Origin of the sequence: Mariprofundus ferrooxydans PV-1 (assembly GCF_000153765.1) — a bacterium.
In the GTDB taxonomy this organism is placed as follows: Bacteria; Pseudomonadota; Zetaproteobacteria; order Mariprofundales; family Mariprofundaceae; genus Mariprofundus; species Mariprofundus ferrooxydans.
The window spans coordinates 338,502-354,167 of the sequence record NZ_DS022294.1 but is presented as its reverse complement, the minus strand read 5'-3'; the positions used below and the strand labels follow the sequence as shown (position 1 = coordinate 354,167).

Genomic DNA, 15,666 nt, shown 5'->3' with positions numbered 1-15,666 from the left:
CAGTATGGGACGGATTGTCATTCGCTGGCTGCTGTGGAGTGCCGGGCTTATGGCTGTTGCCTATATGAGCTGGACACTGGTGTTCTCTGATCATGGTTATCTGGTATACCGGAATGAGGCGCAGCAGCTGCAGCAGTTGCGCGCGGAAGTTGCCCGGCTGAAGCAGCAACGTGAAGCGTTGGCGAAGGAGATTCTGCATCTGCGTAACGATCCGGATGCGCTGGAGAAGCTGGTTCACCGTGATCTGGGGTATGTCTACCCCGATGAGTTTATGTTGATTATGCCGAAGAAGGCAGATGGTGGGGCAGACATTGCGGGTGACGGGCGTGAGAAGAAAGGCGTGAGGGGAGGGGAGTGAAGCATTTTCCCTTTAGCCTTGATTATATTCGAAGAGGTGAGTAATCAGTTGGATACGTTATTTAGCCTGCCCGGCAGATTGCTTCACTCTCTGCAAAGACGAGGTTGTGCATGATGCATGACACATCACCTCTCACCCCTCAGCCATCAGAGGTAGTGACCCGGTTTGCTCCATCACCGACAGGGTTACTGCATCTGGGTAATGTACGAACAGCGCTGCTGAACTGGCTCTATGCCAGAAAGCATGGCGGTCGTTTCCTGCTTCGCTTTGAAGATACCGATCAGGATCGTTCCGAACAGGCATATATCGAGGCTATCAAGGCAGACCTGCACTGGCTGGGACTTAAGTGGGACGGCGATGTGCTGTTTCAGTCGGCGCATGCTGGGCGCCATAGTGATGCGCTCTCCATGTTGGCCAGACAGGGTCAGGCCTACCGCTGCTTTTGTTCTGAACATCAACTCTCGCTGGATCGCAAGCTGGCAACTTCGCGCGGGCTGCCGCCTCGTTATAGCGGACGCTGTCGTGGCCTCTCTGCTGATGAGTCAGTCGGCAGAGCAGAATCTGAACCGTTCGTGTGGCGTATGGCGGTGCATACAGAGCAGGGTGATGTGCGGGTTCAGGATGCGTTGCGTGGCGAGGTGCTGTTTGCCCTGCGTGATCTCGATGATCCTGTGGTTGTACGCTCAGACGGCAGTTTTACCTTCCTGCTGCCCAATGCAGTCGATGATGCGCTCGATGGCGTAACGCATGCGCTGCGTGGTGATGATCACCTGACCAACTCCGCCTATCAGGTCTGGTTGCTGGAGCGCTTGTCTTATAAACCGCCGGTATATCTGCATCATGGACTGCTACTGGGCGCCGATGGTGCCAAACTCTCCAAACGCAGTGGTTCTCACAGTGTGGTGGAGCTGAGGGAGGACGGTCTGCTGCCGGCTGCACTGGTGCAGGCGATGGCCCGCCTTGGCCACCCGAATATGCCGGAAGATGCGCTGGATGCCGCAAGTCTGCTGGCCCACTTTGAAGCAGATCACATTTCAACCACAGCTGTTCGCTGGTCGGATGATGAGATGTGGCGTTGGCATACGCGGCTGTTGCATGGCCTTGATGCCGCTCAGTTGGCGCCGCTGATTAAACCATACCTGCCGGATGTGGATGCTGAGCGCCTGCTCCGGATGGCTGTACTGATTGGCGGTAATATTGAACGGGTAGAGGATGCTTCCGCTTTCGCGCGCCTGCTGGATGCCGAAGCAGTGCCGGGTGATGAGCCTGCAGCCATATTGAAAGCAGCCGGACCGGCGTTTTTTGTTACAGCTGCGGAGGCTTGGCAGACGCATGATGGCGATGACTGGAAGGCGTGGCTGAATGATGTGAAGGCAAAGAGTGGTTGTAAGGGGAAGGGGTTGTTTATGCCTCTCAGGGTGGCGCTCAGTGGCGCGCTGCACGGGCCGGAGATGTCGGCTATTATCGAGTTTCTCGGCCCGGATGGAGTGATGGCGCGACTGCAGCAAGCCTGCCAGATAAGGCCTGACGGGGTATAAAACGATGAGTTTGATGTTATACAATACAATCAAGCGTGAAAAAGAGGCCTTTGTGCCGATCAGGCCGGGGCATATCGGCATGTATGTCTGCGGTGTGACGGTGTATGACTACTGCCATGTCGGCCATGCACGTGTAATGATTGTATTCGATGTGATCTACCGCTGGCTGATGCACTCCGGTTTCGACGTCGATTATGTACGCAACTTCACCGATGTGGATGACAAGATCATCAAACGTGCCGCAGAGCGGGGCATTGCCATTGATGCGCTGACCAATGAGATGATTGATGCTTTTCACGCCGATGCCGATGCACTGGGCTGTCTGCGTCCGACGCACGAACCCCGTGCCACCGCGCACATGGATGCGATGATAAGCATGATTCAGGCATTGATGGAGAAAGATATGGCCTATGTCTCCGAATCCGGGGATGTACTGTATGCCGTGCGCGGATTTTCCGATTACGGACAATTATCGGGCAAGAAGATTGATGAGCTGGAGTCAGGCTCGCGCGTGGATGTGGATCAGAGCAAGCGCGACCCGCTGGATTTTGTGCTGTGGAAAATGGCCAAGGCGGATGAGCCGGCCTGGGCTTCGCCCTGGGGGCAGGGTCGCCCCGGCTGGCATATTGAATGCTCAGCGATGAGTTGCGGCCATTTGGGTGATACGTTTGATATTCATGGTGGCGGCATGGATCTGAAGTTTCCGCATCATGAGAACGAGATTGCCCAGGCGCGAGCTGCCAATGGCGGTGGCTTTGCCCGCTACTGGTTGCATAACGGTTTTGTGAATATTAATGCCGAAAAAATGTCCAAGTCGCTGGGTAATTTCTTTACCATTCGTGAAGTAACCGAGCGCTATCACCCGGAAGTCTTGCGCATGTTTATGCTCGGCACGCACTACCGCTCACCGCTGGATTTTTCCGATGCGGCGCTGGACGTGGCCAAATCGGGGCTGGATCGCCTGTATAAAACCGCAAAGCGTTGTCAGGAGTCGGGTGTTACCGGTGCAGGAGGGCAAGCACTGCTTCCTCATCACTTCACTACAGCCATGGATGATGACTTTAATACGCCTGAAGCGCTGGCCGTACTGTTTGATACCAGCCGCGCATTGAATAAAGGCTTGAACGAGGCTCAGGACGTTACAGCGCTGGCAGGGCAATTTACGGCCATGAGCGCGCTGCTGGGCATTGTTCAACAGGATACTGCTATCTGGTTTCAGAGCGGCGATGTCGATGCTGCTGCCATAGAGGCGCTGATCGAAGAGCGATTGCAGGCCAGAAAAAACCGTGACTTTGCTCGTGCCGATGCCATTCGTAATGAACTGAGTGCACAGGGCATTGTACTGGAAGACAGCGCCAGCGGCACAACGTGGAAAAAGAACTGACGCAGGAAGCAGGTTGAACGGGTAGTTTGAACAGGTGGAGAAAAGCATGGATCACTCTAAAGTAGATGCGAGTATGGCCCTGTTGCAGCAGGCGGAGGCAGAATTTGCGCCGGATATCGTCTTTGCCTGCAGCTTCGGCGCGGAAGATGTGGTGATGCTGGATCTGATCAGTCGCTCTGCCCGCGCGATTACCATCGTAACGTTGGATACAGGGCGTTTGCCCCAGCAGACCTATGATGTAATGGATGCCTGCCGTACCCGCTACGGGCTACCGGTTGAAGTCTACTGCCCGGATGCAGCAGAAGTTGAGGCGATGGTGCGCGAGCATGGCATGAATCTGTTTCGGGATTCGGTCGAGAAGCGTAAACGCTGTTGTGAAATCCGTAAAATACACCCGTTGCGTCGTGCCCTGGCCGGCAGAAAAGCATGGGTGACGGGTGTGCGTCGTGAGCAGGCTGATTCGCGTCAGCAGATGGCGGCGATCGAGGATGATGTCGCCTTCGGTATTAAAAAGTTCAATCCGTTGATTGAATGGAGTCAGGCCGATATCTGGGCCTATATCCGCGAGAATGATGTGCCGTATAATGCCCTGCACGACGAGCATTATCCGTCTATTGGCTGTGCGCCATGTACGCGTGCGATTGCTGTGGGAGAAGATCCCAGAGCCGGTCGCTGGTGGTGGGAACAGGAAGAGGGTGTGGCTGAATGCGGCCTGCATGCCAGTCCCATCAAGCGTAAAAGCTGAGGAATGAACCCAGCTTTTACCGTGCAGACTTAAGGCTGCAGCATCGCGATTTAGAAATCGACTCGATAGTGGGGATCCTGCCAGCATTTGGGCAGTGGTTCACCGGAAGGGAAGGCCATGGCTGATTTTTTCTCACTCATCGGCTCGCCCGCCTCTTCGCCCGCGTGATAACGAACCATCACGGTAGCCAGATTAGGGTCGGTCAGTTCGGATAGCTTGACCACATGTGCAAGATCACCTGTTTCAGCATTTCTTAGATACATCTCAAACCTCCTCTGTCGCACTTACAAACAAGCTTGTCCATTTGATTATAGGCTGTCGGATGTCGCTCTGTCCAGAGCTGTGTAGTTATGAGAGGAGGGGGGCAATGATGGTGTGTCGGCTGCGTGTCGGCTGGATTGCTGCAGATGCAATCCGGGTGGCTTAAGCCCGTCGCTGACGAAAGATATGCTGGCGGTACCAGATCAGCTCATTGATTGATTCGCGGATATCGGAGAGAGCCTGATGTTCAGCCTGTTTGATCGGGGCTTTATCATCGGGATACCAGCGTTTGGCCAGCTCCTTGATCGTGCTGACATCAATATTGCGATAGTGCACATAGGATTCGAGTTTCGGCATATAGCGGACGAGAAAGCGACGGTCCTGATGAATGGAGTTGCCGCACAGCGGAGAACTGCCTTCCGGTACATACTTACGGATAAAATCCAGCGTCTTCTGCTCGGCTACCGCCATGGAGGTCCGCGATGCCCTGACTCTGGCTGTCAGGCCCGATTCGCCGTGATGTGTGGTGTTCCACTCATCCATCGCGTCGAGTGCTTCATCCGGTTGATGAATGACAATATTCGGCCCTTCGGCAAGGATGTTTAATTCGCCATCGGTGATAATCGTGGCGATTTCGATAATGGTATCATGATCGGGTTCCAGCCCGGTCATTTCCAGATCCATCCATACGAGGTTATTGGGCGAGGCAATCATTGGGGCAGGCTATACGAGTTTCAAACCGATGGCATCTGCCAGTCGACGGGTCTCTATATCGGCCGTGGTGAAATGGATCGGACAGTGTTGCCAGGCGCGACGTACCGGATAGTGACGGCGATAGCCGGTAAAGGCATGGGACAGCTCCGGATCAGTTAAATCGGCCCAGGATTTCATAGAATCGCTGTCTTCGCACAGCGGGTAGAGGCTGCTCACGGCAGCATGCAGATTGGCCCAGGGGTTCATGGTGGTTGTCACTGTTGTAGCCCTCGGTGGAGGTGGCAGTGCCATCCGCCATTGCGGCTCTATATTCAGAAACCGACACAGTGCATGGTAGGCAAACAGGGTGTTGGCCGCTTTGCCATCCAGCGAGTGACCGGCAATATGGGGCGTGGCGATCAGCAGCTGCGGATGGTTGAACAGCGCGCGCAGCGGAGATGGTTCATGCTCCCAGCAGTCGAGTGCGGCAAAGCGGGATGCGTCGCCGTTCAGCCAGTCGATCAGCGCGCTGTTGTCTGCACAGCTCCCACGCCCGGCATTGATAATGCCTGTGCCCCTGAAGGCGGCAAGGCGTTCGCTACCCAGCAGATGAAATGTGCGGTCCTCACCGTCCCGTATCAATGGCGTATGCAGTGTGATCAGATCTGCCCGGTTCAGCAGGTCTTCTAATGAGCTGAAGCCCTCTTCTCCCTCTGCGCGTGCTCTCGGTGGATCGTTGAGCAGTACCTGCATGCCAAGCTGCCTGCATATCTCTGCCAGCGCGCTACCGATGCGTCCGACGCCGATGATGCCGATGGTGGTGTCCGGGATGCTGATTTGGCCGCGCAGATGCAGATCAATCAGCAGTGCCAGCATATACTCTATAACCGATCCGGTGGATGAACCGGCGGCATTGGCCCAGACGATGCGATTGGCATCCAGCCATGCCGTGTCGTAATGGTCATCGCCGATGGTTGCCGTGGCGGCAAAGCGTACCGGTGTGCCGGCAAGCAATGATTCGTTTACTTTCGTGGCTGAGCGGGTGAGCAGGATGTCGGCACTCTTCAATGCTTGCCGGTTGATCTCGCTACTCTCCAGTAGTTGCAGACGGACATCAAATCCGGGTAAATCAGCGAAGGCTGATTCCACGCCCCAGATATGGGCATCGGCAACGATATTCAGCCGATTGCTCATGATGGCTGTTGCGCATGAATTCGGGTAATCAGACCGGTGGATGAGTGGCCGTCCAGAAACGGCATAACAACGACCTCTCCGCCTGTGTCACGCACAATATCTGCACCGATAATGTCATCCGGTTTGTAGTCGCCACCCTTGACCAGAATATCCGGTTTTAGCGCGCTGATCAGATTGAACGGTGTATCTTCACAAAAAGGTATGACCATATCCACGCAGCGCAGTGCAGCCAGCATAATGGCCCGATCGGCAAGCGGATTCACCGGCCGTGACGCTCCTTTCAGGCGGCGAATGGAGTCATCATCGTTGAGGCCGATAACAAGTGCATCTCCAAGTGCCTTTGCGCGCTCCAGATAATCGATGTGACCCGGATGCAGCAGGTCGAAACAACCATTGGTGAAAACGATGCGCTTGCCTTGCTCGCGCCAGTTGTTGATCTGTAACAGGGCATCCGGCAGGTCGCTTGCCCCCTTCATGAGCCGGCGGATTGCATCAAATCGACGACTGCGGTGACGCCTGCAACCGAATGGGCAATCTCTTTTGCCCTGGCCCGTTCGCTGGCCTGTTTAACCTCGCCCTGCAGGTAGACCTTGCCATTGACTGTTTCCACATGGATTTTCAGGCCGGAAACCACCTTGTCATTCAACAGGCGCGTTTTGACACGGGTTGTGATCCATGAATCCGAGAGCAGAGAGCGCATTTTTGGTGCGCCTACCGTCAGTTTTGAGTCGACCGAACGTACGCCGTGAATGGACTTGGTGATATAGATGGCCCGGTCAATTTGGTTCTGTGTGGGCAGGGAGCCGGTCAGCGTAACCTCGCCGTTGACGACATCAATACTGATCCAGCGCGAGGGCATATTCTTCTCGGCAATCAAACGTGCATCGATTTTGGAGGCCGTGGCGGCATCGTCGAACTGCCTTCCCAGCGATCGTTCGTCATGGGACATTGTTGCGGCCCCTGTAGCAGTGCCCACGATGGCAGTTGCCAGACAGCCTGGCAGACTGAAACAGATGATCAGTGCGGTCATTAAACGAAATTTGAACATGGTGTCTCCGGTGTGTTGAGTATGAGTTTCATCTATTGAATATCATCGCCCAGTGCTTCAACGACTGAGGCAAAGAGCAGGGGAAGAAGTATTTCATCGGGGCCTGAGAGCCAGAAGCCCTGACCGTCCGGTTGAGACAGACAGTCTACCACATTATGGATGGCCGAAGTGCTGGCAGCCGAATCGATCACTGCGGTCGTCATGTTTCCTATGTTTTCACCAACATTGCGGGCGGCATCCACGGCTTGCAGCAGTACGCGCGGCATGATGGCACTGGAGGCGATATTGATGACTACGCCATTGCTGGCGGCGGACATCATACCGGCGAGCAACCTGAAATCATTCATGCTGGCGGCGCCCAGAGACTCACCATGCGATGCGGGATGGATACAGAATGCATCTGCGCCCATGGCAGGCTGTACGGAAACCGGTACGCCATAGCGGCAAGCTGTGGCAACAACAGAGTGATCCAGATGAGGTAGCTCCGATTCCAGCAGCCGCTGACCGACGCTCTGGCCGATGCCACTGTTTTCCAGTGCCCCGAAATTGATGGCATCATTGATCAGAGTGCCTGTCTCATCGGTCAGGCAGTAACTGCCATCCTGGAGTTCGTATTCGTCCGAGGTGGTGGTATTGCCGACCATGGCAATTTCCACATCCTGTTGCAGTGCAGCGCCGGTGAGCACAATGCCGCTGACGAGCTTTTGCTCGATTAAACGACAAATCAGCGGTCCTAGCCCTGAATCCAGTACATGCCCGCCGCAGGCGAGAATGATCGCATAGCCGTGCCGGTGGGCAGTAATAATGGCATCACGCAGGCGAAACAGATCTCCGGCACAGCCGAGGTTAGGCAGGCTGCACAGGAAATGATCGAAGCCGCTACCTGCCTGATAGGGTGCGCCGAAATCCTTGCTGTCGCTATCGATCGTGCGGCTGGATAGTGGCACGGTGGTCAGACCTTTCAACGAAAGAGGTTTGATGCTCATGCGTCATCTCCAAACATGGTTTCATCCACCAGCGAACAGAGGATATGCAGGCAGGTGATATGCATCTCCTGAATGCGTGGTGTGGACGGGTGGTCGATATTCAGCAGCACCTGCACTGTCTCCACCTGGCCGAGCAGGCCGCCATCCTTGCCTGTGAGGGCGATGGTTTGCATACCAATGGCAGCGGCGGCTTTGGCAGCAGCCACAACATTTTCCGAATTCCCACTGGTTGAGATGGCCAGCAGCAGATCTTCCGGGCGACCCAGCGCCTCAACCTGACGGGAGAAGATACGGTCGAAGGAGAAGTCATTGGCGATACTGGTGATGACGGAGGCATCATGGGTCATGGCTACGGCAGCCAGTCCTCGCCGGTTCATTTCAAAACGGTTGACCAGTTCGGCGGCAAAATGTTGGGCATCGGCCGCTGATCCGCCATTGCCGCAGGCCAGTACCTTGCCGCCTTTTTGCAGGCATGCCACCATCATCTCGCTTGCCTTCAACAGAGGCTCGCTCAGCGTATCTATGCATTGTCTGCGCAGTTCAATGCCATCGTGCATGGCCCGATTGATGATAGCGCGCCCGTTCGTGGAATCCCAACTCACCGGATAATGTCCTCCATATGTTCAATGCACGATCCCAGCCATGCAGTCAAGCCGACTCTAGGGGTGATAATGATTAAATCAAAGCGGCACTGCAGGCTGGCGTAGCGTGGGTGCAGGGCGAGCCACATCTGTGCTGCCGATTTCAGTCGGGCGCACTTATCCTCATGCACAGCCAGCAGCGCCGATTCGCGATTGTGGTGGGCTTTGACCTCGACGAATACCACGATCTCTCCGCTGAGTGCGACGATATCCAGCTCTCCCCGGCCCAGACGCGCGTTGCGATCAAGAATGCGATAGCCGTGATGTTGCAGGTAGCGGCTGGCCTCTGATTCTCCGATGTTGCCGTCGCGGGTGCTCATCCGGCCCTTGCCTTTTATTCTGCGCTGATCAGTGCATAGACTCTGGCGCGCGGGATATCGAGCGTGTTGGCAACGGCTTTGGCCCGGGCCGAGGGTGGCAAGGCCTGCATTGCGGCACTGGCCAGACACTCGATAATTTGCCGGTCACTAAGAGCAACCGCATCGTCATGGGCGGCAGCGACCAGCAGTACAATTTCCCCGCGTGGCGCATGCTGATTAAAGTGATCAATCAACTCGGCAGCCGTGCCGGAAACGAACTCCTCATGCAGCTTGGTCAGCTCGCGGGCGACCACCAGTTCGCGCGCCGCATCCAGCTCGGCCTGCAGATCCTGCAGTGTTGCCAGCAGGCGGCGGGGTGATTCCAGCAGGATACTGGTTTCATCACTGCTGGCCGTACGTCTGATTGCTTGCAGACGGGCTTTACCGCCGCGTGGCAGAAAACCGGCAAAACGGAAGTGGTCGGTTGCAAGGCCGGCGGCACAGAGCGCCGCCATCACGCTGCTGGCTCCTGGCAGCGGTGTGACCCTGATGCCCGCCTGACGCAGGTGACGTACAAGTCGATAACCCGGGTCTGAAACAAGTGGGGTACCGGCGTCTGATATCAGCGCGATGGACTCGCCGTTTTCCAGCCGGGCCTGTAATTTCTCGAGCATGGCCGATTCGTTGTGCTCATGCAGCGCCAGCATTGGCGTATCAATGCCGTAATGACGCAACAGTTTCAAGCTGGTGCGGGTATCTTCGGCGGCAATAATATCAACACTCTTCAGTGTTTCGACAGCCCGATAGGTGATGTCAGCGAGGTTGCCGATGGGTGTGGCGACGACGAATAGTTGGCCAATGGCCTGTGGATGATTAGGTTGCGATTCCATGCTCTGGAAACATTATCCGTCCGGCCGCTTATCTGCAATGCCGGCTATCGTTATCGCTGCTATGGCAGCCATGCTTTTGCTTGCCGGCTGTCAGCCGAAGACGCCTCCGAGCGCCAGTGTCGCCGGACAAAAAACGGTCTCCCGTCAACTGGCCACAGCGCCTGAAACGGCGACCGAGATACGGTCGTTGATGATTCAGGCGGCCGCCGGCGGCGATATGAATCAAATCCTCGCACAATTTGATACGATGATTGCCGGTGCAGCAGGTCCGATGCGGGAGGAAGCGCTGTTCCGCAAGGCCGAAGTGATGCTGGAGTATGATCTGCCCGGAGCCGAGCAGGCTGTTGCCGCCGCGCTGGCACGTTATCCGCAGCATGCACTGGTACCGTATGCCTATGTATGGCGTGCTGAATGGTGGCTTAAGCAGGGGGAGTCTGATCGGGCACTGGCAGACATGCGTACGGCATTGCTGCATCCGCGCCTGACGCGCGAGTTGGCCGACCGAATTCTCGAGATTGGTCCTGCAACTGCCCGTGTCGCATCCGAGATGGAAGCTGTCCGCTGGTTTCTTGCGGCCGCCTATATTGATGTAGCCAGTCGTGACACCTGGTTGCGCATGGCCGCCCGCCGCAGTTCGCTGGACACGGTTGAGCGCGTATTTGCCGACCCGACGGTACAGCGGGAGTTGCTGCCTGCGTTTGCACTCTACAGCGGCCAGTCACGGTTGATGACCGGTGATATTGCCGCCGTACAACGCATCGCTGTTCTCCTGGCTGCATCCATGCCGCGGGCACCGCAACTGCAACAGCTGCAGGCATGGGCGTCGGGCGAGATGAGGGCGGCAACGATCGGCGTGATGTTGCCGCTGACGGGGCAGTATGCCCGCTACGGACGTGAGGCGCTGCAGGGCATACGTGTTGCGCTGGCGAGCCTGGAATCTGATGCCTATATCACGTTGCGTGTAGAGGATACGGCTTCAGATAAGACGCAGGCGATTGAAGCCTATCGACAGTTGAGTAACGAATCGGTCAATATGATTATCGGCCCGTTGCTGGCGGAAACAACCAAAGCAATTCTGCCCTATCTGAGGCCGGGGTTGCCGGTAATCAGTCTGACAGGTGACACCGAGCTTGCGCATCGTTCGCCGTCTCTGTTTATTCACACGCTCTCGCCGCTGGCTCAGGTATCGGCTATGGCCAACTATGCATGGCAGCATGACGCCAAGCGTATGGTCGTGATTACCGATGCGGATGAAAATCAGGCGGAAGCCGATACGTTTGTCGCATCATTTGAAGCGCTGGGTGGCGAGCTGGTGAAGACCGTGAAGCTGGACAAAGAGGGTCTGGACTACCGCGATCAGTTGCGGCAATTGCGCTTTGATACCGATGATGAAGAGACACTGGCTGCACTGGATGAAGACCTCTCCGTGTTCTTGCCGGAAATGGACGTCGAAATTCATATGCCTGTCAACTTTGATGCGATCTATCTGGCTTTGCCTGGGCGTCAGGTCGCGTTGTTGGCAGGCCAGCTGGCCTATGCAGATATTCGCGATGTTGCCCTCTATGGCAGCAGCCGCTGGCAGGATGGGCACCTGCTGGATGATCGGGGACGTTACCTCTCCAGTGCCCGCTTCGTCGCCTCCGGCAAGGAAGCGGCCGGGGAAAATGATGATCCGTTACTCAACCGCATTCACTTTATGTTGCGCGAGGCCTGGGGTAGTGATGCGACTTCCGATTTGTTGCTGTTGGCCTATGACAGCATGCGTATTGCCACGATGCTGACCAGCAGGTTGGGTTTGAGCGATCAGGCGATTCTTCGCGGTCTGCGGGACCCGGAAGGCTTTCCAGCAGTGACCGGGCATGTGCGCTTTGATGACGCGGGTGTAGGCCAGAAACAGCTGGATATCTTTACTATTCGCAAGGGTGAAATCGTCCCTGCAGGGTAGCGACTGTCCGGTCAGAACCGGTATCACTCAGGCCTTAACATCCAGCAAGTGGCGCTTCTCTTCCAGGTAGGAGAGGAAATGTTCCATATCTTCCTTGTGGTAATGGGTGAATTTTACATGCATGCCGCTTCCGTATTTTGCGCATCTGCTGATATTGATGACTTCACCTTTGAATTCGGCGAGCAACATCTCCTCCGGGGGGATGTAAAAGTGGAGTATGAGAGGGGTTCCTGTCGGTAAGGGGTTATCGCACTGGATAAATACCCCGCCTTCTCCTGCATTGAGTATAAAGTCCTGATATTGCAGAGGCATTTGATTGCCATGCTGAACGGCCAGGTTAACCGGAAAACGGACATGTTTTCGCCTGTCCGTACCTGAATAGAGCTCGTCCGTATCACCGCCGTGGCTGACCACAATTTTTTCTTCATCTCTTCTGATGCTTGGCAGCAAATAGTTGATCAGTCTGCCCGGCAGAGACTCCAGTTTGTCCAGAAAACCCATCACCCCCTCCCTCCTTCGCTGTGCCGGATCGCGTCTTATTATAGCGGAAAAAGAAGATTTGGGGTAAACCATCCTGCATGGCTAAGTTTGTGCAGGCTGCTGTAAGAGAAGATGCATTAGCAGGTGATAGACTCATCTGCTTTGACATAAATAGTTACCGGTGACGGATAGGATGCATCATAACACCGCCACAGGCGCCTAACATGCAGCGCAAAAAGATGTCTGGATATTATGTGTAGTGTGCAAATGCCTTAATAACTTTGCCGTCAGGGCCGAAATGGAACACCTCGGTTGATAGACCCAGCACACCTTCGTATATCAGTACAACACTATTTGCGCCTATGAGGGTGTGAAGCAGTTTAAATTTCAGATCTGGAAATTTTTTGAGAGCACCGGACCAATATTCGCCGACCGCCTTCTTTCCGCGAAGTACGCCGCTTGGTTCTCCCGTGAGTTTTGTAATCGCGGGCGATGACATTTCGAAATCATCGTCGTAATGCGAAAGAATTTTTTCCAGATTGTGCGAGTTCCAGGCTGAAATCCACTCCTGGGCAAATGCGTGAGCGTGCTCTTTATTCATTGGCGAGGTTAACCTCCTTAACAGTAATAGATACAGCTATCCAATTGGTGTCTTTAAGCCAGCTTGTCGTCGGCGACGTGGTAGTTCGGATCTTCCTGCATATTCACTTCCACCAGATCGGCGGCAGTGGTCAGCAACTTGATACACTCCGGACTCAGGTGGGTCAGGTGCAGATGCTTGCCTGCTTTTTTATAGCGCTCGGCCAGGTTGTCGATCGCTTCGATGGCGGAGTGATCGGCAATGCGCGACATGGCGCAATCAATATAGACATTTTCCGGATCATTTTCCGGATCAAACAGGTCGCTGAAGCGATGTACGGAGGCAAAGAAGAGCGGCCCGTGCATCCGGTAGATACGGGAGCCGTCTGCCTGATCTTCGCGGATGGTGTAGATATGACGTGCCTGCTTCCATGAGAAGATCAGTGCTGTTGCAATCACGCCGATAATGACGGCCGTGGCCAGATCGGTGAATACGGTGACAACAGCCACCAGGATGCCGACAAAGGAATCTTCACGTGGTACCTTGTTCAGCAGGTTAAAGCTGCCCCACTCAAAAGTGCCGATCACGACCATGAACATCAGGCCGACCAGTGCCGCCACAGGCACCATGGCAATGAGTCCGGAGGCGAACATAATGAATACCAGCAGAAATAGTGCTGCAGCGATGCCGGAGAGGTTGCGCAGGCCGCCGGAAGTAACATTGATCATTGTCTGGCCGATCATGGCGCAGCCGCCCATGCCGCCGAAGAAGCCGTTAACGGTGTTGGCCAGCCCCTGACCGATGGAGACGCGGTTGCCCTGACCGCGTGTGCCGGTCATCTCATCCACTACACTCATCGTCAGCAGTGACTCAATCAGGCCGACACCGGCGAGAATCACGGCATAGGGCAGGATAATCCAGAGCGTTTCGAGGGTGAAGGGTACGGCAGGCAGATGAAATGCCGGGAAAACCACCGCTGATATCAGCGATGTCGCCGACCGATTTGGTATCAACGCCACCGAAGATAACGATCATGCTGATGGTGATAATCGCAGCAAGGCCGGCCGGGATGGCGCGTGTGATTTTGGGTAGAAAAAACATAATTGCCATGGTTAATGCCACCAGAGCCAGCATGCTGAAGAGCGGTGTGCCGGAGAGCCAGTGCATGACACCGTCAGCGCCCTTGACCTTAAACTGCTGCATCTGGGCCAGGAAAATGACGATCGCCAGCCCGTTCACGAAACCGAGCATGACCGGGTAGGGCACCATGCGGATATATTTGCCGAATTTCAGGCCGCCGAAGGCCACCTGCAGCAGACCGGTCAGGATAATACAGGCAAAGAGATACTCCACGCCGTGCTGTGAAACCAGTGCGACCATAACCACGGCCATGGAACCGGTCGCGCCGGAAATCATGCCCGGACGACCGCCGACCAGTGATGTCAGTAGCCCCATCAGGAAGGCGCCATACAGGCCGACCAGCGGATTGACGCCGGCAACAAACGCAAAGGCGACCGCCTCCGGCACCAGTGCGAAGGCAACAGTCAGTCCGGAAAGGACGTCATCCTTGGCTTTTGCGGCATGGTCGTAGTAGAGCTGAAACATGGAGACTCCTGATCAATCAAACGGTGTGAAACTCTATGGACAGGTGTGGTGAGTGCAAGGTTGCCTGGCCGCAAAAAAATACGGGCCGCCCAAAGGCAGCCCGTACGGGGGGTGGAATGCAAATGTAGCTTAGTTCATCACTCGTAGTTCAACACGACGATTCTTGGCACGTCCTTCTTTCGTTGCGTTGCTGGCAATAGGCTGGGTTTCGCCATAGCCCTTCGAGGTCAGACGGGCGGCGTCAATGCCGTGGGCAACCAGATAATCCCTGACGCTGGCAGCCCGGCGTTCGGACAGTGACAGATTATAGGCATCACTGCCGCTGCTGTCGGTATGTGCGGCAACTTCAACCTTGATTGTGGCGCGACGGTTCAGTGTTGCCACAGCCTTGTCCAGTGTGGCCACGGAAGCCGGTCTGAGTTTAGCACTGTCGTTATCGAAATACACGCCTTCAAGCTTGATGATTTCCGGTGTGCAACCCTTAATGGCTTTCGCGCGTGCTGCATTGGCCTTGGCAATCGCGGTGGCGATCAACTCGGCATTTTCATCCGGATGGACACCGCGCTCGGTAACCTCATGGGCAGCCCAGTAGAGAGAGGCAACGGCTTCCGCCTGCAGTTTGGGGGCGCATTTCTCGGCGCCGGCGGCTTTTGCATCGGCAACGGCCTTGCGGGCATTGTCGAGCTCACTGCTGCCTAAGTTCATGTATGGTGCACAGGCCGACAGGGAGAGGGCTGCCGCAGCAGCTATAACGATATGTTTTATCATTTTGCACCTCCGGCCTTGGCCGCTTCTTCTTCAGCCATTTTGATAAAAACTCTGGCTGCACCCAGATCATGCTGACCTTTTTCTTCACTGGCGATAGATGCCAGTTCACGAGCCAGATTGGCGTGGTAATTGTTATTTCCCTGTAATTCCGCCGTAATAGCGTCGCTGCGCTCTTCGATACTGGTGAATAATTTCGCCTGTGCAGGCAGTGCAAACGCCAGCAGTGCAGTGAGCATAAATAAAATGCGCAT

18 protein-coding genes and 1 pseudogene are annotated in these 15,666 nt (G+C 55.5%); 5 read left to right on the top strand and 14 right to left on the bottom strand.

What is annotated here, in order from left to right:
- Positions 1 to 4 precede the first annotated feature (4 nt).
- The 4 genes from SPV1_RS01565 to SPV1_RS01550 all read left to right on the top strand — a co-directional run bounded on the left by SPV1_RS01565 (position 5) and on the right by SPV1_RS01550 (position 4,025).
- Positions 5 to 358 carry an FtsB family cell division protein gene (locus SPV1_RS01565; protein WP_009849324.1) on the top strand — a complete coding sequence of 118 codons (354 nt, stop codon included), beginning with the start codon at positions 5 to 7 and terminating at the stop codon, positions 356 to 358.
- A gap of 110 nt (positions 359 to 468) precedes the next feature.
- Complete coding sequence (gene gltX / locus SPV1_RS01560; RefSeq protein ID WP_009849323.1) at positions 469 to 1,896, top strand: glutamate--tRNA ligase; 1,428 nt, start codon at positions 469 to 471, stop codon at positions 1,894 to 1,896.
- Between the two features lie 4 nt (positions 1,897 to 1,900).
- A complete protein-coding gene (gene cysS / locus SPV1_RS01555) occupies positions 1,901 to 3,280 on the top strand; it encodes a cysteine--tRNA ligase (protein WP_009849322.1) in 1,380 nt (459 codons plus the stop codon).
- Positions 3,281 to 3,326: 46 nt separating this feature from the next.
- Positions 3,327 to 4,025 (top strand): phosphoadenylyl-sulfate reductase, encoded by a 699-nt coding sequence (locus SPV1_RS01550; RefSeq protein WP_040881378.1) that lies wholly within the window; start codon positions 3,327 to 3,329, stop codon positions 4,023 to 4,025.
- A 50-nt stretch (positions 4,026 to 4,075) separates the two neighbouring features.
- On the opposite strand, the gene SPV1_RS01545 is transcribed toward SPV1_RS01550, so the two are convergent.
- The 9 genes from SPV1_RS01545 to rsmI all read right to left on the bottom strand — a co-directional run bounded on the left by SPV1_RS01545 (position 4,076) and on the right by rsmI (position 10,037).
- A complete protein-coding gene (locus tag SPV1_RS01545; protein WP_009849320.1) occupies positions 4,076 to 4,288 on the bottom strand; it encodes a hypothetical protein in 213 nt (70 codons plus the stop codon).
- 160 nt (positions 4,289 to 4,448) lie between these two features.
- Complete coding sequence (gene orn / locus SPV1_RS01540) at positions 4,449 to 5,000, bottom strand: oligoribonuclease (protein ID WP_009849319.1); 552 nt, start codon at positions 4,998 to 5,000, stop codon at positions 4,449 to 4,451.
- A 9-nt stretch (positions 5,001 to 5,009) separates the two neighbouring features.
- Positions 5,010 to 6,173 (bottom strand): 4-phosphoerythronate dehydrogenase, encoded by a 1,164-nt coding sequence (locus tag SPV1_RS01535; protein WP_009849318.1) that lies wholly within the window; start codon positions 6,171 to 6,173, stop codon positions 5,010 to 5,012.
- Positions 6,170 to 6,649 (bottom strand): D-glycero-beta-D-manno-heptose 1-phosphate adenylyltransferase, encoded by a 480-nt coding sequence (rfaE2, locus tag SPV1_RS01530; protein WP_009849317.1) that lies wholly within the window; start codon positions 6,647 to 6,649, stop codon positions 6,170 to 6,172. The genes SPV1_RS01535 and rfaE2 overlap by 4 nt, the downstream gene beginning before the upstream one ends.
- The gene (locus SPV1_RS01525) at positions 6,646 to 7,221 is read right to left on the bottom strand and encodes a BON domain-containing protein (protein ID WP_009849316.1); all 576 of its coding nucleotides are present in this window, start codon (positions 7,219 to 7,221) and stop codon (positions 6,646 to 6,648) included. The genes rfaE2 and SPV1_RS01525 overlap by 4 nt, the downstream gene beginning before the upstream one ends.
- A 32-nt stretch (positions 7,222 to 7,253) precedes the next feature.
- A complete protein-coding gene (locus SPV1_RS01520) occupies positions 7,254 to 8,207 on the bottom strand; it encodes a deoxyhypusine synthase family protein (RefSeq protein WP_009849315.1) in 954 nt (317 codons plus the stop codon).
- The gene (locus SPV1_RS01515) at positions 8,204 to 8,764 is read right to left on the bottom strand and encodes a D-sedoheptulose-7-phosphate isomerase (protein WP_009849314.1); all 561 of its coding nucleotides are present in this window, start codon (positions 8,762 to 8,764) and stop codon (positions 8,204 to 8,206) included. Before SPV1_RS01515 ends, SPV1_RS01520 begins: the two co-directional genes overlap by 4 nt.
- A 41-nt stretch (positions 8,765 to 8,805) precedes the next feature.
- Entirely contained in the window at positions 8,806 to 9,168 is a 363-nt protein-coding gene (locus SPV1_RS01510) for a YraN family protein (protein ID WP_009849313.1), read from the bottom strand.
- Between the two features lie 14 nt (positions 9,169 to 9,182).
- Positions 9,183 to 10,037, bottom strand: coding sequence for a 16S rRNA (cytidine(1402)-2'-O)-methyltransferase (rsmI, locus tag SPV1_RS01505; RefSeq protein ID WP_009849312.1), 855 nt, complete (start codon positions 10,035 to 10,037; stop codon positions 9,183 to 9,185).
- Here rsmI and SPV1_RS01500 point away from each other — a divergent pair.
- The gene (locus tag SPV1_RS01500) at positions 10,036 to 11,982 is read left to right on the top strand and encodes a penicillin-binding protein activator (protein WP_009849311.1); all 1,947 of its coding nucleotides are present in this window, start codon (positions 10,036 to 10,038) and stop codon (positions 11,980 to 11,982) included. The genes rsmI and SPV1_RS01500 overlap by 2 nt on opposite strands.
- A gap of 27 nt (positions 11,983 to 12,009) precedes the next feature.
- On the opposite strand, the gene SPV1_RS01495 is transcribed toward SPV1_RS01500, so the two are convergent.
- The 5 genes and pseudogenes from SPV1_RS01495 to SPV1_RS01475 all read right to left on the bottom strand — a co-directional run bounded on the left by SPV1_RS01495 (position 12,010) and on the right by SPV1_RS01475 (position 15,666).
- On the bottom strand, positions 12,010 to 12,483 hold the full coding sequence (locus SPV1_RS01495; protein ID WP_009849310.1) for a PilZ domain-containing protein: 474 nt from the start codon (positions 12,481 to 12,483) through the stop codon (positions 12,010 to 12,012).
- Positions 12,484 to 12,712: 229 nt separating this feature from the next.
- Positions 12,713 to 13,063 (bottom strand): nuclear transport factor 2 family protein, encoded by a 351-nt coding sequence (locus SPV1_RS01490; protein ID WP_009849309.1) that lies wholly within the window; start codon positions 13,061 to 13,063, stop codon positions 12,713 to 12,715.
- Positions 13,064 to 13,116: 53 nt separating this feature from the next.
- A pseudogene (locus SPV1_RS14765) lies at positions 13,117 to 14,647 on the bottom strand (SulP family inorganic anion transporter).
- Positions 14,648 to 14,776: 129 nt separating this feature from the next.
- Positions 14,777 to 15,415: an OmpA family protein gene (locus SPV1_RS01480; protein WP_009849306.1), complete on the bottom strand. Its 639-nt coding sequence runs from the start codon at positions 15,413 to 15,415 to the stop codon at positions 14,777 to 14,779.
- Positions 15,412 to 15,666: a hypothetical protein gene (locus tag SPV1_RS01475; RefSeq protein WP_009849305.1), complete on the bottom strand. Its 255-nt coding sequence runs from the start codon at positions 15,664 to 15,666 to the stop codon at positions 15,412 to 15,414. Before SPV1_RS01475 ends, SPV1_RS01480 begins: the two co-directional genes overlap by 4 nt.